The sequence below is a fragment of the Duganella zoogloeoides genome, from assembly GCF_034479515.1.
GTDB lineage: Bacteria > Pseudomonadota > Gammaproteobacteria > Burkholderiales > Burkholderiaceae_D > Rugamonas > Rugamonas zoogloeoides.
On the sequence record NZ_CP140152.1, the window covers coordinates 5107402 to 5125162 of the forward strand.

The 17761-nt window shown below is 63.3% G+C and carries 18 protein-coding genes; 9 read left to right on the forward strand and 9 right to left on the reverse strand.

The window, feature by feature from the left end:
* The 4 genes from SR858_RS22535 to SR858_RS22550 form a co-directional block, all read right to left on the reverse strand.
* Positions 1 to 996: a M48 family metallopeptidase gene (locus SR858_RS22535; RefSeq protein ID WP_026637521.1), complete on the reverse strand. Its 996-nt coding sequence runs from the start codon at positions 994 to 996 to the stop codon at positions 1 to 3.
* Positions 997 to 1001: 5 nt separating this feature from the next.
* Entirely contained in the window at positions 1002 to 2090 is a 1089-nt protein-coding gene (locus SR858_RS22540; protein ID WP_019923146.1) for a YjgN family protein, read from the reverse strand.
* Positions 2091 to 2164: 74 nt separating this feature from the next.
* Entirely contained in the window at positions 2165 to 4150 is a 1986-nt protein-coding gene (locus tag SR858_RS22545) for a MacB family efflux pump subunit (RefSeq protein WP_019923147.1), read from the reverse strand.
* On the reverse strand, positions 4147 to 5334 hold the full coding sequence (locus tag SR858_RS22550) for an efflux RND transporter periplasmic adaptor subunit (RefSeq protein ID WP_019923148.1): 1188 nt from the start codon (positions 5332 to 5334) through the stop codon (positions 4147 to 4149). The genes SR858_RS22545 and SR858_RS22550 overlap by 4 nt, the downstream gene beginning before the upstream one ends.
* A 279-nt stretch (positions 5335 to 5613) precedes the next feature.
* Here SR858_RS22550 and ffh point away from each other — a divergent pair, with 279 nt between their 5' ends.
* The 4 genes from ffh to SR858_RS22570 all read left to right on the forward strand — a co-directional run bounded on the left by ffh (position 5614) and on the right by SR858_RS22570 (position 8438).
* Positions 5614 to 6981: a signal recognition particle protein gene (ffh, locus tag SR858_RS22555; protein ID WP_026637523.1), complete on the forward strand. Its 1368-nt coding sequence runs from the start codon at positions 5614 to 5616 to the stop codon at positions 6979 to 6981.
* A gap of 212 nt (positions 6982 to 7193) precedes the next feature.
* Positions 7194 to 7631, forward strand: a complete 438-nt coding sequence (locus SR858_RS22560; protein ID WP_019923150.1) for an SWIB/MDM2 domain-containing protein — start codon at positions 7194 to 7196, stop codon at positions 7629 to 7631.
* A 131-nt stretch (positions 7632 to 7762) separates the two neighbouring features.
* The gene (locus SR858_RS22565) at positions 7763 to 7972 is read left to right on the forward strand and encodes a hypothetical protein (protein WP_019923151.1); all 210 of its coding nucleotides are present in this window, start codon (positions 7763 to 7765) and stop codon (positions 7970 to 7972) included.
* Positions 7973 to 8129: 157 nt separating this feature from the next.
* Complete coding sequence (locus SR858_RS22570) at positions 8130 to 8438, forward strand: PIN domain-containing protein (RefSeq protein ID WP_019923152.1); 309 nt, start codon at positions 8130 to 8132, stop codon at positions 8436 to 8438.
* Positions 8439 to 8449: 11 nt separating this feature from the next.
* On the opposite strand, the gene SR858_RS22575 is transcribed toward SR858_RS22570, so the two are convergent.
* On the reverse strand, positions 8450 to 9010 hold the full coding sequence (locus SR858_RS22575) for a lytic transglycosylase domain-containing protein (RefSeq protein WP_051120362.1): 561 nt from the start codon (positions 9008 to 9010) through the stop codon (positions 8450 to 8452).
* A 140-nt stretch (positions 9011 to 9150) separates the two neighbouring features.
* Positions 9151 to 10887 (reverse strand): proline--tRNA ligase, encoded by a 1737-nt coding sequence (locus SR858_RS22580; RefSeq protein ID WP_026637524.1) that lies wholly within the window; start codon positions 10885 to 10887, stop codon positions 9151 to 9153.
* A 202-nt stretch (positions 10888 to 11089) separates the two neighbouring features.
* On the opposite strand from SR858_RS22580, the gene SR858_RS22585 reads away from it, so the two are divergent.
* Positions 11090 to 11725 carry an RNA pyrophosphohydrolase gene (locus SR858_RS22585; protein ID WP_019923155.1) on the forward strand — a complete coding sequence of 212 codons (636 nt, stop codon included), beginning with the start codon at positions 11090 to 11092 and terminating at the stop codon, positions 11723 to 11725.
* A 60-nt stretch (positions 11726 to 11785) separates the two neighbouring features.
* Positions 11786 to 12214, forward strand: a complete 429-nt coding sequence (locus tag SR858_RS22590; protein WP_019923156.1) for a DUF1841 family protein — start codon at positions 11786 to 11788, stop codon at positions 12212 to 12214.
* Between the two features lie 89 nt (positions 12215 to 12303).
* On the opposite strand, the gene mqo is transcribed toward SR858_RS22590, so the two are convergent.
* From mqo to SR858_RS22605, 3 genes are all read right to left on the reverse strand, one after another.
* Entirely contained in the window at positions 12304 to 13923 is a 1620-nt protein-coding gene (gene mqo, locus SR858_RS22595) for a malate dehydrogenase (quinone) (protein ID WP_051120355.1), read from the reverse strand.
* A 312-nt stretch (positions 13924 to 14235) separates the two neighbouring features.
* Complete coding sequence (locus tag SR858_RS22600) at positions 14236 to 14586, reverse strand: c-type cytochrome (protein ID WP_040377994.1); 351 nt, start codon at positions 14584 to 14586, stop codon at positions 14236 to 14238.
* Positions 14583 to 14921, reverse strand: coding sequence for a c-type cytochrome (locus SR858_RS22605; protein WP_019923159.1), 339 nt, complete (start codon positions 14919 to 14921; stop codon positions 14583 to 14585). The genes SR858_RS22600 and SR858_RS22605 overlap by 4 nt, the downstream gene beginning before the upstream one ends.
* Before the next feature lie 213 nt (positions 14922 to 15134).
* Here SR858_RS22605 and SR858_RS22610 point away from each other — a divergent pair, with 213 nt between their 5' ends.
* Genes SR858_RS22610 through SR858_RS22620 form a run of 3 tightly spaced genes read left to right on the forward strand, consistent with a single transcriptional unit; the run spans position 15135 to position 17754 of the window.
* Complete coding sequence (locus SR858_RS22610) at positions 15135 to 15989, forward strand: AAA family ATPase (protein WP_019923160.1); 855 nt, start codon at positions 15135 to 15137, stop codon at positions 15987 to 15989.
* Positions 15989 to 16582: a GNAT family N-acetyltransferase gene (locus tag SR858_RS22615; protein ID WP_019923161.1), complete on the forward strand. Its 594-nt coding sequence runs from the start codon at positions 15989 to 15991 to the stop codon at positions 16580 to 16582. Before SR858_RS22610 ends, SR858_RS22615 begins: the two co-directional genes overlap by 1 nt.
* 2 nt (positions 16583 to 16584) lie before the next feature.
* Positions 16585 to 17754 (forward strand): vWA domain-containing protein, encoded by a 1170-nt coding sequence (locus SR858_RS22620; protein ID WP_019923162.1) that lies wholly within the window; start codon positions 16585 to 16587, stop codon positions 17752 to 17754.
* Positions 17755 to 17761: the final 7 nt, after the last annotated feature.

Consider the following 17761-nt stretch of genomic DNA (forward strand, 5'->3'; position numbering starts at 1 on the left):
TCAACGGGCGGCGCGGATGCGCGCGATGCGCTCGCCGGTGGCCGGGTGGCTCGACAGGTAGGGTGACATCCTGTCGCCGCTCTCCTCGCCCAGCTTGACGAACGCCTGTGCCATGTGCTCGGGGTCGATGCCGTTACGGCGCAGCATGGCTACCGCGTAATCGTCGGCCTCGGACTCGGCGTCGCGCGAGTATTTCATGTCCAGCGCCACCGTGGGCAGCGCCGTCAGCATGGCCGAGATGTCGCCGAAAATCACCCAGGTGGCCGCCGCCACGGCCGAACTTTGCACCAGCCGGCGCGTCAGGTGGCGCCGGTGCAGGTGGCCCAGTTCGTGCGCCAGCACGGCCATTACGGCCTGGTCGTCCTTGAGCAGGTTCACCAGCTCGTCGGTCATGACGATGTCGCCCGATGGCAGGGCCAGCGCGTTGGGGCCGATGCGGCTGCTGCGAAACACCAGCTTCCAGGTCGGGGCGTCCGGCTCGGGCGCGGTCAACGCCGCGAATTGCCGGCGCAACTGCTCCTGGCGCGCGGCCGCCAGCTTGCTCGGTCCCAGCGCGCGCTTGTCGAGAATCTCCAGCACGCCCTGCCCCATCTGGCGCTCCACCTTGACCGGCAAGGCGTTTGCCACCCAGACCGCGGCAGCGGGCAGCACATACACATACGACGCCACCACCACGCCCACCGTGACGCCCAGCGCCAGCAGCACGCCACGCCAGCTTTGCTGCGCGCGCACCACGCCGGTGTCGCGGTGGCCGGTGTTGGCCAGCAGCTGGGCAAACGCTGCGCGGTCATCCACTTCGAGCCAGGCGCCGTCGTCGAAACTGACCTTGCGCGCTGCGTGGCGCGCCCGTTCGGACACGCGCAGGCTGGCCAGCGGCGCGCTGCGTTCGACGTCGCCGGCCAGGTGCGCCATGCCGTCGGTCACGGTCAGGGTCACGCGATGCAGGCGCGACGTCTTGCCGTCGAAGTAACGGCCGGTGACTGCCGGGGTGTCCATGCCGGTCACAGTGAGAAGTCGAAGTCCATGAAGTCGGACACGCCCTCGCCGGCGGCGTTGACATCGGCGCTGGCGCTGGCGACGAATTCGTCGAGGCTGCCCTCGGGTATCATCATCAGCGATTCGATCCGGTAGCGCATCATGCGCACCTGGGCGAACGGCAGGAACAGGCCCAGCGTGCAGATCACGCCCAGGATATTGGTGACGATGATGAACAGCATGCGGCCGGTGCGCACCTCGGAGCGGAACTCGTGCCGGTCCAGGCTGGCGTTGTTCCACACCAGGTTCTGGATCAGCGCGATCAGCAGCGGCGCCAGCGACAGGATCAGCAAATAGAACACCGCGACGGTAATCATGCCACCCAAGCTCAGGTTAAGGTTGAGGGCATTCGGATCACGCCCGGCCAAGCTGCCGGCAACCATGAAGGCCGACAACATGCCAAAGACGATGCCGCCCACGATACCAAGCAGCAGGAACGCGCCGAACAGCTTGTAAAAACTGCCCACGCTGGCGCGCGTGGCAAACCGCGCCTGGCCGAAGCGGCTTTCGTTGAACTGCCAGGCCTTCAGGCGCTGGTAGATATAGGGCGTGGCCAGGCCGAACGTGACGATGTTGAGCAAGGGGCGCAGCAGGCAGTTGATGTAGGCGTCGCGCAGCTGGCCGTCGAAGCGGAAACGGATACCGCGCCAGGCCGAGTTATGCAGCTGGAATTGCAGGCTGCGCCAGATGAACCACGGTATCACGGCCGCCATCACCACGAACATCACGACCGCCAGCAGCGGCGAAACTTTGCCGGCAAAGGCGTAAGCGCCCACCACCACGGCGGCCACGATGCGGCCCTTGAGAATCGCGATCGGATTGCCGTGGTACTCGAAGCTGCTGCCGGCCAGTTCGGTGCTGGAGTAGAAATACTGGTTGCGGCGCACCTTGGCCCAGGCCGAATAGATGCCGAGGGTAACAATGCTGAGCAACAGGTTGACGATCCAGATGCGGAAATACTCGCTGCCGCTGGCGTGGAACTTCAGGTACTGTGGCGGCGTTGCGGCGGCCGGTGCAGGCGCAAACAGATCCGCCGGTTTATTGAAGTCAACCATGTGGTCACTCACCTTATTGTCAAAAATAGAACGATGCGCCATTGCCAATATCTTGTCAATGAGAAATTTAGTGATCAGCCTGCCAGCGCCACGACCGGGTCGAGCCCGGACGCCTTGCGGGCCGGCATATAACCGAACACCAGGCCTGTCACCACGGCGCAGCCGAACGCCCCGCCGATGGCCGACAGCGAAAAGATCACCGGCACCTGCCACACGAGGAGCAGGCCGGCAAATGCCACGCCCACCACGATGCCGGCCACGCCGCCTACCACCGAGACCAGTACCGCCTCGGTCAAAAACTGGCGCAGGATGTCGCGCCGGCGCGCGCCGGTCGCCATGCGGATGCCGATCTCGCGGGTACGCTCGCGCACCGTCATCAGCATCACGTTCATCACGCCGATGCCGCCCACCACCAGCGAGACTGCGGCGATCAGGCTCAGCATCATGGTCATATTGTCCTGTGTGCGCGCCTCCGCCGCGATCGACGCAGCGGCGTTGCTGATGCCGTAGTCGCGGATGCGGTGGCGCTCGAACAGCACCGCGTCCACCGCTGCCTCCACCTCGGCCACGCGGCTGACATCGGCCGCCGCCAGCACCGTGTAGGTGGGCTCGCGCTGGCCGAACACGCGGATGCCGGCCGTGGAAAACGGCAGCAGCAGCACGTCGTCCTCGTCCTTTTCGCCGGTCAGCGCGCCCTTGGCGCTCATCACGCCGATCACCTGGAACGGCACGTTGCCGATCAGGATGGTCTCGCCCACCGGGCTGGCGACGTCGGGCATCAGCTTCTGCGCCAGGCGCGCGCCCAGCACCGCAACCGTCGCCATCTCGCGGTCGTCCTCGTCGGTAAAGAAGCCGCCGCGCGCCACCGGCCAGGTCTGGATGCGCGGCAGCGCGGCGCCGGTGCCGCGTACATAGGTCTGCACGTCGAGGTTGCCGTGGCGGATCACCTTGTTGCCGGTAACATTGGGCAGCACGTGCGAAATGCCCGGCACGTCGGCCAGCGCTTCGAGGTCGCCCAGGGTGATGCTGCGCCCCGGAATGCGCGAACTCTCGCCACGCGACGCCATATACAGGAGGTTGGAGCCGAAGGCGCCCAGTTGCGCCATCACCTGCTGGCGCGTGCCGAGGCCGATGGCCAGCATCACGATCACCGATGCCACACCGATGACGATGCCGAGCAAGGTCAGACCGGTGCGGAAGCGGTTGAGCCACAACACGCGCCAGGCGGCGCGGGCGGCGTCGGCCAGTTCGGCCAGCAGCGGCGCGCCGCTGTCGTGGCGGGCGCGGGAGAGGTCGAGCGGGGGGAGCGTGACGGGAGATTCAATCTGGGTAGCAGTACCGTCATCAGAAACGATGCGCCCATCGCTGATCTCGATCACGCGGCGCGCCTGGGCCGCCACCTTGCGGTCGTGGGTGATCAGGATGATGGTGTGGCCGGCGTCGGCCAGTTCGCCCAGCAGCGCCATCACCTCGGCGCCGCTCCTGCTGTCGAGCGCACCGGTCGGTTCGTCGGCCAGGATGATGCGCCCGCCGTTCATCAGCGCGCGCGCGATCGACACGCGCTGCTGCTGGCCGCCCGATAGCTGGTTCGGACGGTTGTCGAACCGGCCTTGCAGGCCCAGGCGTTCGAGCAGCGCGGTGGCGCGCGCGTGGCGCTGGTCGGCCGGCATGCCTGCGTACAGCGCCGGCACCTCGACGTTCTCGCGTGCCGACTCGGTGGCGATCAGGTGATAACCCTGGAACACGAAGCCGAACGCCTCGCGCCGCAACCACGCCAGTTCGTCCGCGTTCATGCCGGCCACGTCCTGGCCGCCGAATGCGTACGTGCCTGCGGTGGGGCGATCGAGGCAGCCGAGCATGTTCATCAGCGTCGATTTGCCGGAGCCGGACGCGCCGACGATGGCGACGAATTCGCCGGCATGGATGTCGAGATCGACGCCGCGCAGCACTTCCACCGGCGGCGGCCCGCCTTGACCGGCATCACCGCCGCCATATTGCTTGCGGATGCCGCGCAGGCGGATCAGCACGTCGTCCGCCACCGGCGCCAGTACAGCGCTCATAACTGGAACCTGCTGGCGCCTTCGGCCACCTGCTCGCCGGTGACCAGCAGTTCGCCCTCGCGCAGGCCCTCGAGCACTTCGGCGGCGAGGCGGTTGCGCACGCCCACGCGGACCTCGCGCGTTTGCACGGCGCCATCACCCGCCAGCACGCGCGCCGTATAAAGCCCCGGCTTGGCGCCGTCGCCGGTCACCGGTTTGAGCGCCGGCAGCGGCGCGGCCAGTACATCGCTGGCGGCCGCCGTGACGAATACCACCTGCGCGGTCATCTGCGGCATCAGTTCGCCGTCGGCGTTATCGACTTCGAACAGCACTGTATACAGGATCACCTTGCTGGTGGAGGGCGCCAGCGCGGTGCCGGCAGCCACGCCCCCGGCCACCGCCGGCGCGGGCAGCACCTGCCGCACCTTGCCGCGCCAGCGGCGGGCGTCGCCGCCCAGGGTGGTGAAGTACACCGGCATCTCGGGCCGCACGCGGCGCACATCGGCCTCCGACACCTCGGTCCACACCGTCATTGCCGACAGGTCGGCAATGCGCAGGATGTTCGGCGTCTGGTACGTTGCGTTCAGGGTCTGGCCCTCTTTCGCATCGACGCTGACCACGGTGCCGGCCATCGGCGCGTAGATGCGGGTGTAACCGAGGCGCGCTTCGTCGGCTTTCAGCGTGGCCTGGGTCTGGTCGATCTGCGCCTTCAGGCTGGCGATGCGGGCCACCGCCGACTCCAGCGTGGCCTGCGCGACCTCCTGGTCGTTGACCGACGTCGCCTCGTGCACGGCCATCACCTGCTGGCGCGCGTGCTGGCGGCCGGCCAGGCGGTGCTGGGCCTGCTGCTCGGCCAGTTGCGCGCGCAGTCCCGCCAGCGCGGCGCGGCCGGCATCGACAGTGGCCTGCTGCACGCTGGGATCGATCTCGGCCAGCAGCTCGCCGTGCTTGACCGCGCTGCCCGGCGCCACGTGCAGGCGCGTGATCTGGCCCGACACCTGGGCCCCCACATCGACATAGCGCTGCGGCTGCAAGGTACCGATGGCAGTCACGCTGGCCTCGATGCTGGCGCGCTTGACGGGCGCGGTTTCATACACGACGGCCGGCTTGCGGGTATGCCACAGCGCGGCGCCGACGGCCACGGCCAGCAAGGTGGCGACGGTGCCGAGACGGGCGCCGGTCGAGCGGGGGAAACGAAAGTGCATCAGGACTCCTCGAGAACGGAACATGAGCGGCAATGCGCAGAACCATGCCTGGCCGGAATCGGTCGCGGAAGCTGGCTGCAAAGGGGCTGGCGGAGGGACGGAAGGGACAGGCCGGGCATCAACGCGACGGCGCCGATATGTAAATAAGAATTATTCTCATTGTAGCGTTGATGGTGCTTTGATGCAATCCTTGCACGGTCGTTTGCCGCGCATCCTGAGGTAAAATGACGGCCATTGTCCGTCCGGACCCTGCCCTATCACCGCTTCCACAGGTTCATCATGCTAGATAATCTTACCCAACGCCTTGCCAAGGTGGTCAAAACCATGCGCGGCGAGGCGCGTCTGACCGAGGCCAACACTGCCGAGATGCTGCGCGAAGTGCGCATGGCGCTGCTGGAGGCCGATGTTGCGCTGCCAGCGGTGCGCGAGTTCATCGCCCGCGTCAAGGAAAAAGCCATGGGCGAGGAAGTCATTTCCTCGCTGTCGCCAGGCCAGGCGCTGGTCGGCGTGGTGCAGCGCGAGCTGGCCAGCCTGATGGGTGCCGACCTCGGTCCCGAAGCGACCCAGCTGAGTTTTGCCCAGCAGCCACCCGCCATCATCCTGATGGCCGGTCTGCAAGGTGTGGGTAAGACCACCACCGTCGGCAAACTGGCCAAGTACCTGAAGGAAGAGAAGAAAAAGAAAGTGCTGACCGTGTCGGCAGACGTCTATCGTCCCGCCGCGATCGCCCAGCTGCAATCGGTCACCGCGCAAGTGGGCGCCGACTTCTTCCCGTCCACCGCGCAGGACAAGCCGGTCGATATCGCGCTGGCCGCGCTGGACTGGGCCAAAAAGCACTACCACGACGTGCTGATCATCGACACCGCCGGCCGTCTCGGTATCGATGAAGAAATGATGAAAGAGATCGCTGCCGTGCACAGCGCGGTCAAGCCGATCGAAACCCTGTTCGTGGTCGATGCCATGCTGGGCCAGGATGCGATCAACACCGCCAAGGCCTTCAACGACGCGCTGCCGCTGACCGGTATCGTGCTGACCAAGCTCGATGGCGATTCGCGCGGCGGTGCGGCGCTGTCGGTGCGCCATATCACCGGCAAGCCGATCAAGTTTGCCGGCGTGTCGGAAAAGCTCGACGGCCTCGAAGCATTCGACCCGGCCCGCATGGCCAGCCGCGTGCTGGGCATGGGCGACATCATGGCGCTGGTGGAAGAAGCCCGCAAAGGCGTGGACAGCAAGGCCGCCGCCGACCTGGCCAACAAGATGAAGAGCGGCGCCAAGTTCGACATGAACGACTTCAAGGCGCAGCTGGGCCAGATGAAAAAAATGGGCGGCATGGCCAGCCTGGTCGATAAACTGCCGGCACAGTTCCAGCAGGCGGCTGGCAACGCCAACATGGGGCAAGCCGACAAGCAGGTGCGGCGCATGGTCGGCATCATCGATTCGATGACGCCGCAGGAACGCGCCAAGCCGGAACTGATCAAGGCCACCCGCAAGCGCCGCATCGCGGCCGGCGCGGGCGTGCAGGTACAGGAAGTCAACCGCATGCTCAACCAGTTCGAGCAGATGCAAACCATGATGAAAAAGCTGTCCGGCGGCGGCATGGCGAAGATGATGCGCTCGATGAAAGGCATGATGCCGGGCATGCGCTAAGCGTGCGGCAAACCCGCTGAAAACCGCGCCAATACAGGGAAAAACCCCAGTGCATGCCCCTCCGGGGTGCACTGGCGCGCATAGCCACACAATTACGTGGTGTTTCCAAGCCAAAACGCGAAAAACACTTGCATAAGGCCTAAATCCCCACCAATATTAGCCGGTGCGATCAATTGCGCAATTTTCCATGTGTTCGTTAAGGAGGCTCGAATATGGCAACAGCCAAAAAAACCCCAGCAGCACCCGCTAAGAAGGCCCCGGCCGCAGCCGCAGCCGACAAACCGGCCCCTGCCAAAAAAGCAGCCGCACCAAAAGCAGCCGCCGCAAAAGCAGACAAGCCAGCAGCTAAATCAGCCGACAAGCCAGCAGCGAAAAAAGCCGCCGCCCCTGCCGCACCGCGCAAACCGAACGCCGCCTTCATGAAGGCGCTGACCCCGTCGGCATCGCTGGCAGCCGTGGTAGGCGAAGCACCGCTGCCGCGTACCGAAGTGACCAAAAAAGTCTGGGATTACATCAAAAAGCTGGACCTGCAAGATCCGGCCAACCGCCGCATGATCAATGCCGACGACAAGCTCAAAGCTGTGTTCGGTGGCAAAGCCCAAGTTTCGATGTTTGAAATGACCAAGCTCATTTCCGACCACCTGAAATAATCCTCAGCGCTGCGGCCCCGCAGCCGCGCCGGGATGCCCCCACCGCTCACGCGCTGGGGGCATTTCTTTTTTCACCAACACGTCGGATGCGCTACACTGATATCAGGTCTTTTGATGTGGAGAGGTCTGTTATGGCGACACTGAAACATACACACGGCGATCATCACACCCTGGCTACCAGCTTGCCGCACGAACCCGTCGTGGACGACACGATCGAGGCGCGACGGGCACGCCGTCGCGCGGCGCTGGAAAAGATAGCCGGCATATGGACGAACCGTGCCGATATTCCAGCCGATGGCCTGGAATATCAGCGGCAACTGAGGTCCGAATGGCCGGCTTAGTTCTTTTCGATACGAACATACTGATCGATGGAACCAAGGGTTACGCGGAAGCGCTGACCGAGCTGGCCCACTGGGACCATCCTGCCATCAGCGTGGTCACGTGGATGGAACTTTACGGCGAGCAGACGTCGGTGAGGTTCCGAAATTCGATGAATTCATGGCAGACTTCGGGTTCGAAATTATCGAGATCGATGCCGATATCATGTGCGCTGCAGCTTCGGTCATGTCGGAGCGGCGCAGGGTTGGGCCGAAGATCGCGCTGCCCGATGCGATCATCCAGGCCACCGCAGACGTCAAAAACCTCACCATCATTACGCGCAATACAAAAGACTTCAGAGGTGTTCGTGTACGTGTTCCTTACGAGCTGAAAACGACATCAGTTGTCAGCGTGGTCAATGTCGATCCACCTGGGGACAAGCCGAACCCGACGCCAGGAAGTCGCCGCAAATTCACCCGTATTCGATAACGGGTACGAACTTATTTCCAGTTATTCCAGGCCTTGAGTACCGCGTTCGGATAGTCGGGCTTGCCCCGGCTGCCGTTGTAGCGGCCCAGCGCCAGGTACAGGTTGCCGCCTTCCATGTCGATGTACATGCGCAGGATCGCGCAGCCGTAGCGCAGGTTGGTTTGCATGTGGAACAGGGCGCTGCGGTTGCGGTCGCCGATTACATTGGTCCAGAACGGCATCACCTGCATGTAGCCGCGCGCGCCGGCAATCGATACCGCGTACTTGCGGTACGCCGACTCCACCTGGATCAGCCCCAGCACCAGCCCCGGATCGAGCCCGGCGCGGCGCGCCTCATACCAGGCGGTGGCGAGGAATTCGTTGCGGGTCTGGTCGTCGGGCAGCTTGCGCTGCAGGCGCGCCGACATGGTGGCCAGCCAGAGCTCGTAGCGCTGGCGGTCGGCGTCGTTGCGGAAGGTGGGTCGCGGCGGCGTCGGATCCTTGATGGCGTTGGCCAGCGCCACGCGCACGGAGTCGGCGAGCGCCTCCTCCTTCTGGTTGCCGGCGGCGGCGACGGCGGGCAGCGCCAGCATCGCCGCCAGCACCGCCGTGCACCACCAGCCGCTGCGCCGTCGTTCCGGCGCAGACCGGAACCCAATTACTGCCTCCAATGACGCAGCAACTGGATTCCCGCCTGCACGGCGGTCCGCCGAAGCGGAACGACGACTCATGCTCACTGGCCGAGTTTGCCTTGAACGAAACTCAGGATGTCCGCTACCGGCACGGCAGTTGCCTCGGCATCGCGACGGCCTTGATACTCGAGGTTACCCTCTTTCAAACCACGGTCACCAATCACCACGCGGTGCGGTACGCCGATCAGCTCCCAGTCGGCAAACATCTGGCCCGGACGCAGACCGCGGTCGTCAACGATGACGTCGATGCCGGCGGCCACCGCATCGGCATACAGCTGCTCAGTCGCTTGCTTGACCGCCTCGCTGCGGTCCATGCCCATCGGGCACAGCACCAGTTCGAACGGCGCCAGCGACGTCGGCCAGATGATGCCCTTGTCGTCGAAGTTTTGTTCGATCGCCGCGCCCAGGATGCGGGTGATGCCGATGCCGTAGCACCCCATCTGCAGCGGCGCCGGCTTGCCGTTTTCGTCGAGGAACGTGGCCTTCATGGCGGCCGAATAAGCGGTGCCCAGCTGGAACACGTGACCGACTTCGATACCGCGCTCGATGGTCAGCACGCCCTGGCCGTCCGGCGATACATCGCCTTCGACCACGTTGCGCAGGTCGGCGACAATCGCTGGTTCCGCCACGTCGCGGCCCCAGTTGGCGCCCGTGTAATGGTAGCCGGCGTCGTTGGCGCCGCAGATGAAGTCAGCCATGTTGGCAACCGTGCGGTCGGCCACCACGGTGACCGGACCCTTGGTGCCGATCGGACCCAGGTAGCCGGGCACGCAGCCATAGACTTCGGCGATTTCTTCTTCGGTCGAGAAGCGGTGACCGGCCAGGCCGGCCACCTTGGTGACCTTGATCTCGTTGAGTTCATGGTCGCCGCGCAGCAACAACATGAAATACTGTTTAGTCACTTTGCCGTCTTTTTCCGTCTCCACGGTCAGCGCCAGGGTTTTCACGGTGTGCGCCAGCGGCAGGCCCAGTTGGGCGGCCACCAGTTCGCACTTGGTGGCATCCGGTGTGGCGACCTTGGTCAGCGCCTGGGCGGCAGCTGCGCGCTCGGCGGTGGCTGGCAGCGCTTCGGCCGCTTCCATGTTGGCGGCGTAGTCGGAGGTGGCGCAATAGACCAGCGCGTCCTCGCCGGTGTGGGCGATCACGTGGAATTCGTGCGAACCGGTGCCGCCGATGGCGCCGTTATCGGCCGCTACCGCACGGAACTTCAAACCGAAACGGTTGAAAATACGCACGTAGGCGTCATACATGATCTTGTACGAAGCTTGCATGCCGGCCACGTCGCGGTCGAACGAGTACGCATCCTTCATGGTGAACTCGCGGCCGCGCATCAGGCCGAAGCGTGGACGGCGTTCGTCGCGGAACTTGGTCTGGATGTGGTAGAAATTCAACGGCAACTGGCGGTAGGACTTGATCTCCGAGCGCACGACGTCGGTAATCACTTCCTCGGCCGTGGGCTGGAACGCGAATTCGCGGCCGTGGCGGTCCTTGACGCGCAGCAGTTCGGCGCCCATCTTGTCCCAGCGGCCCGTCTCCTGCCACAGCTCGGCCGGCTGAATCAGCGGCATCAGCAGTTCGACAGCGGCGGAACGGTTCATCTCTTCGCGCACGATGGCTTCGACCTTGCGGATCACGCGCAGGCCGATCGGCATGTACGTGTAGATGCCCGAACCGAGGCGCTTGATCATGCCTGCACGCATCATTAACTGGTGGGAGACGATCTCTGCATCGGCTGGTGCTTCTTTAAGCGTGGAAATAAAAAAACGTGAGGCGCGCATACGGTGAATTCTTTTTAAAAAGAGAGAGTTATAATCAACCTAATTTTAAAGGATTAGCTGGCTGATGCGTCCATACTTTATACAAATGCGTTCAATACATGGCCCTTCGACCGATTTCGTACCGCGGAATTCCCGCCGAAGCGTCTTTTTGTGGGCAAAAATATAAGCAGGGAGCTCAGTCGCAGAAAGTTTGAGGTGCAATATGCTGGATCGTGAAGGGTTTCGGCCCAACGTCGGCATCATCCTGCTCAACGCCCAGAACGAGGTGTGGTGGGGCAAGCGGGTGCGCGAGCATTCATGGCAATTTCCACAAGGTGGTATCAAGTACGGAGAAACGCCTGAGCAGGCGATGTATCGGGAGCTGGAGGAAGAAATCGGTTTGCGGGCCGAGCACGTCAAGATCGTCGGTCGCACCCGCGACTGGTTGCGTTACGAGGTGCCCGACCATTTTATCAAGCGGGAAATCCGCGGCCATTACCGTGGCCAGAAGCAGATCTGGTTCCTTTTGCGCATGTGTGCGCGCGACAACGACGTCAATCTGCGCCTGACCGACCACCCCGAGTTCGACGCCTGGCGGTGGCACGAGTACTGGGTGCCGCTCGACGTTGTCATCGAGTTCAAGCGCGATGTGTACCAGCGCGCCTTGCAGGAACTGTCACGGTTCCTCACCTGGCCGCCCAACGGCCACGAGCGCCGCCATGGCTCGCGCTACCTGCGTCAGCCCCGCGCGGGTGCAGGTGCCGGCGCCGAAGTGGAGCGCCGCGCCCAGGTATCGGCGCAGGTCGCCGAACCGCCGGCCATCGGCGCGCCACCTGCGATCATCAAGACCGGCAGCTAAGGTCTGACAAAAATACCTTCACCGGCATCTCGATGCTGGTGGGGGTACAATGTCGCCATCATGTTCAATCCCTCATCCGACGATGTGCGCCGCTTCTTTTGCGAGGTTTTCCGCAAGCAGCGCGCCAATGACATCCTGACCCCGCTCGAAGCGATGGCGGCCGACTGGGTGCGCCACCACCCCGAACACCACGACGTGCTGGCCGACGTCGAGTCCGCGCTGGGCCGCAACTATTCGGTCGAAGGCGCGCAGGCCAACCCGTTCCTGCACTTGTCGATGCACCTGTCCATCGACGAACAGATCTCGATCGACCAGCCGCCCGGCATCCGCGATGCCGCCACCGCCCTCACCCTCAAGCTCGACGACGCCCACGCGGCGCAGCACGAAATCATGGAATGCCTGGGGGAGATGATCTGGACCGCCCAGCGCAACGGCACGCCGCCCGATGGGCTGGCGTACGTCGAGGCGATCCGCCGGCGTATCCGATAAGCGTCCGCCAGGCATCCGCTCATCGGATAAATCGTTTACCCAATGCAAAAGGCCACGCATCGCGTGGCCTTTTTACTGTAGCGCCTGGCTTAGTTGGCGGCTGCCACCGGCACCACGGCCGGACCTGGCTGCGCGTTGCCGGTTTCATCGAGCGTGAACGCTTTCAGGCCCAGCACCGAGCTGCTGTACTGGCGAATCTTGTTAGCCAGCACCGGGTCGTTGTTCAGCTTTTGACCATACGATGGCACCATGGCCTTCATCTTGGCATCCCATTCCGGCGTGGCCAGCTTGGCCTTGAACGCGGTTTGCAATACCTTGATCATGATCGGTGGCGCGGTCGAAGCGCCTGGCGAAGCACCGAGCAGGGCCACGATGCTGCCATCGGCCGAACCGACGACTTCGGTACCGAACTGCAGTACGCCGCCTTTTTCCGGCAGGTCCTTGACGATCTGCACGCGCTGGCCAGCGTTTTGCAAGGTCCAGTCTTCCATCTTCGCTTCCGGCAGGTATTCACGCAGCGTGGCCAGGCGGTCTTCCGGCGAGTTCATGACCTGTTCGATCAAGTACTTGGTCAGCGGAATGTTATCCCAGCCGGCTTGCAGCATCGGACGCACGTTGCCGGTGCCGATAGACGCTGGCAGGTCCACCCACGAACCGTTTTTCAGGAACTTGGTCGAGAACGTTGCGAAAGGTCCGAACAGCAGGGCTTTCTTGCCGTCAATGATGCGGGTGTCCAGGTGCGGTACCGACATCGGTGGCGAACCGACCGACGCCTTGCCGTACACCTTGGCGGCATGCTTTTCCACCAGTTCCGGATTGGTGGTCACCAGCCATTGGCCGCCGACCGGTACGCCGCCGTAGCCCTTGGCTTCCGGGATGCCCGATTTTTCCAGCAGCGGCAGCGAACCGCCGCCGGCGCCCACGAACACGAACTTGGCGCGCACGGTTTTCACGGCGTTGGTATCGAGGTTCTTGACGGTGACGTTCCAGTTGCCGTCGGTGCCGCGCTTGATGTCTTCCACTTGCGTACGCAGGTTGACGGTGGCGCCGTGCGAGTCGGTCAGGTGCTTGACCAGCGCGCGGGTCAGGGTGCCGTAGTTGACGTCGGTACCGATGTCCATGCGGGTGGCGGCGATCTTTTGCGACGGATCACGGCCGGTCATCACCAGCGGCGCCCATTCGGCGATCTTGGCCGGGTCTTCCGAGTACAACATGCCCTTGAACAGGTTTTCCTTTTGCAGTGCAGCATAGCGCTTGCGCAGGAAATTGATGTTGTCATCGCCCCAGACAAAGGCCATGTGCGGCACATTGTTGATGAAGGTGTTCGGCGCGCCGAGGTAGCCGTTCTTGACCTGGTAGGCCCAGAACTGCTTCGACACTTCGAACTGTTCGTTGATATCGACCGCTTTCTTGGTCTCGATGTGGCCGTCGGCCGCTTCCGGGGTGTAGTTCAGTTCGGCGAATGCCGAGTGGCCGGTGCCGGCGTTGTTCATCGCGTCCGAGCTCTCGGCAGCCACCTTGTCCATGCGCTCGTAGAAGGCCATGGTCAGGGTGGGGTCGAGTTCCTTGAGCATGGTGCCCAGGGTGGCGCTCATGGTGCCGGCGCCGATCAACAGGACGTCGACCGGTTTGTCGTCGGTCGGTGCCGGCGACTTGCTGCATGCGGCCAGGATCAGGCACGACATCAGGATAAGAATTGACTTACGCATACGTAACTCCGTTGTGGTGATCGTGATGGACAGTGCGGCCGGCCAGCGCCAGGGACGATGAAAACGTATCGTAGGTGGCTGTCTGCCGCTGAGGCGGATGAGGGGGTGACGGCTGCCGGCGCAAGCACGCACAAGAACGCGCGCGTGTCCATAGTTAAAATCAAGGATAGCGATTTTAGCAGTGTCCACCCGGGGCGAAAATGGGGATAACACTTACGCAAAAGGTGTGAAACTACGTAGTTACTAACCGCAGCAAGATGCAAAAAGCCACGACAACCGGTGGTTGGCGTGGCTTTCAGGAGTGTGAAATGGTCAGCGGTGGACGGCCATCGTGCCTGGCAAACTGTGCAGGTAAGCGGCCAGATCCTTGATGTCCTTGTTGCTCAGCGGCTTGACCTGGCCGGTCATGATGGCGTTGTTGCGGCCATAGGCGCCATCGCCGCGCTTGTAGGCGACCAGTGCATGTTCGAGGTAGTCGCGGTGCTGTCCGGCCAGTTTCGGGTAGCTGGGATCGAGCGGCGTGTTGTAGTCCTTGCCGTGGCAAGTGAAGCAGTTGTACTTGTCGGCCAGCGCCTTGCCGTTGGCCACGTTGCCGGCGGCCTGGGCCGTCATGGAGATGGCGCCGCAAACGAGCGCCACAACTACAGCTTTGAGATGATTCATTTGGCGCTCCCGGCCCTGGTTTGCTGCGCATAGAATGCGGCGACGTCGGCAATGTCCTGGTCCGACAGGCTGGCGGCGATGCCGCGCATGCTCGGATGCTTGCGGTCACCTTTTTTGTACGCTTGCAGCGCCGCCTCGATGTACTTGGCGCCCTGCCCGCCGATCATCGGCACCTGGTAAACTTCCGGGAAAGTGGCCTTGTAGCCGGGAATGCCATGACAACCGATGCACATTTCGATCTTCGCTTTGGCGGCCTGGGCATTGCCCACGATTTCCGCCGCCGTGCCCACTTGGGTGACGCTGACTAAGACAAGTAGTGCTGTGATTTTTTTCATGGTCTTTGCTAGGTGGGTAATCGACGCCTGCTGCTGAACACTTGACTTTTGCACTACCAGTGCAGGGATTCTAACCTAACAAATTTGACAAAGCTACACAGTATCGTCGCTGGAAACAACACCGATGGCGCCGTCTTTTGCAGTGCAGCGTAACGCGCCCGCGCCCCTTCTCCACTATACTTGGCTCCATCGTCCACACCCCGAGACCCACGCATGCAAGCCACTCCCCGCTTTGAAGGTTCCGACCAGTACGTCGCCACCGCCGACCTCAAACTGGCGGTCAACGCCGCCCTCACCTTGCAGCGTCCGCTGCTGATCAAGGGCGAGCCCGGCACCGGCAAAACCATGCTGGCCGAAGAAGTGGCCGCCGCGCTCGACATGCCGCTGATGCAGTGGCACATCAAGTCCACCACCAAGGCGCAGCAGGGTCTGTACGAATACGACGCCGTCTCGCGCCTGCGCGACTCGCAACTGGGCGACGAGCGCGTGCGCGACATCCAGAACTACATCGTCAAGGGCGTGCTATGGCAGGCTTTTACCGCGCCAGCGCCGGTGGTGCTGCTGATCGACGAGATCGACAAGGCCGACATCGAATTCCCCAACGACCTGCTGCGCGAACTCGACCGCATGGAGTTCTACGTGTACGAAACGCGCGAGATGGTGCGCGCCGTGCACCGGCCGCTGGTGATCATCACGTCCAACAACGAAAAGGAACTGCCCGACGCCTTCCTGCGCCGCTGCTTCTTCCATTACATCCAGTTCCCCGACCGCGACACCATGGCGCGCATCGTCGAGGTGCACTACCCGAATTTGAAAAAAGAGCTGCTGGCGCAGGCCCTGCAAACCTTTTATGCCGTGCGCGACGTGCCGGGCCTGAAGAAAAAGCCTTCGACGTCCGAGTTCCTCGACTGGCTCAAACTCCTGATGGCCGAGGACATCTCCCCCGAAGAACTGCACGGCACCGACCACAAGGCCAGCGTGCCGCCGCTGCATGGCGCCCTGCTGAAAAACGAGCAGGACGTGCACCTGTTCCAGCGCCTGGTACAAATGGCAAGGACCAACCGCTGATGAAAGAAATTGCTCCCGTCACCCTGGAACTGCACGGCGTGCGCCTCGAACCACTGGCGCCGCACCACGCCGAAGGCCTGCGCGCGGCCGCCACCGACGGCGAACTGTGGACGCTGCGCGTGACGTCCGTGCCCGAGCCGCACGAGGTGGACGGCTACATCTTCAAGGCCTACGAAATGCGTGGCAGCCGGCTGGCGTTTGCCGTGGTCGATGCCGCCACCGACACCGTCATCGGCACCACCAGCTACCACGACATCGTGCCCGCCATCGGCCGTCTCGAAATCGGCTACACCTGGTACGCCAAAAGCCGGCAGCGCACGCATGTCAATACCACCTGCAAGCTGCTGCTCCTGACGCACGCGTTCGAGACCCTGGGCGCGGCGCTGGTCGGCCTGCGCACCGATAACTTCAACCACGCATCGCAGGCCGCCATCGAACGCCTGGGCGCGAAAAAAGACGGCGTGCTGCGCCACCACGCCGTGCGCCGCGACGGCACCGTGCGCGACACCGTCATGTACAGCATCGCCGCCGGCGAATGGCCCGAGATCAAGGCCCAGTTGCTGTACCGGCTTGCCCGCCACGGCCGGAGCTAGGCATGCTGATCGATTTCTTTTTCACCCTGAAAGACGCCAAAATCCCGGTGTCGATCAAGGAGTTCCTGACGCTGCTCGAGGCGCTGCAAAAGAATGTCATCGACACATCGCTCGACGATTTTTACTACCTGGCGCGCCTGACGCTGGTGAAGGACGAAGCCCACTACGACAAGTTCGACCGCGCCTTCGGCCTGTACTTCAAGGGCATCGCCGCCAACTTCGACGAGAAAAGCCAGATTCCGCTCGACTGGCTGCTGCAGCGGATGAAGCGCGAACTGACCGACGAGCAAAGGGCGCAGCTGGAAAAATTCGGCTACGACAAGCTGATGGACCGGCTGGCCGAGCTGTTAAAAGACCAGAAGGAACGCCACGAAGGCGGCAGCAAGTGGATCGGCACCGGCGGCACGTCGCCGTTCGGCCACGGCGGCACCAACCCGGAAGGCATCCGCATCGGCGGCAAGGGCGGCAACCGCACGGCGGTCAAGGTGTGGGAAGAACGCGCGTTCAAGGACTACGACGGCGAGCGCGAAATCGGCACCCGCAACATCAAGGTGGCGCTGCGCCGGCTGCGCAAGTTCGCGCGCGAAGGCGCGCACGAGGAACTGGCGCTCGACGCCACCATCCACGCCACGGCCAGCAACGCCGGCTTCCTCGATCTGAAAATGCAGCCGGAGCGCAAGAACAACATCAAGGTGCTGATGCTGTTCGACGTCGGTGGGTCGATGGACGACCATATCGAGCGCACCGAGGAACTGTTCGCCGCGTCGCGCACCGAATTCAAGAACATGGAGTTCTATTACTTCCACAACTGCGTGTACGACTTCGTGTGGAAGAACAACCGCCGCCGCCAGTCCGAGCGCTTCGATACCTGGGACATCCTGCGCAAGTACCCGCCCGACACCAAGCTGATTTTCGTCGGCGACGCCACCATGAGTCCCTACGAGGTGCTGCACCCGGGCGGCTCCGTCGAGTACAACAACAAGGAAGCCGGCAGCGAGTGGCTCACGCGCTTCACCAACGCGTTTCCGAAGTTCGCGTGGTTGAATCCCGAGCCGGAAGGGTTGTGGCAGTACCGGCAGTCGATCGCCATCATCCGCCAGTTGATGAACAACCGCATGTATCCGATTACCATCGATGGGCTGGAGCGGGCGATGCGGGCATTGAGCAAGTAGCGAGGCA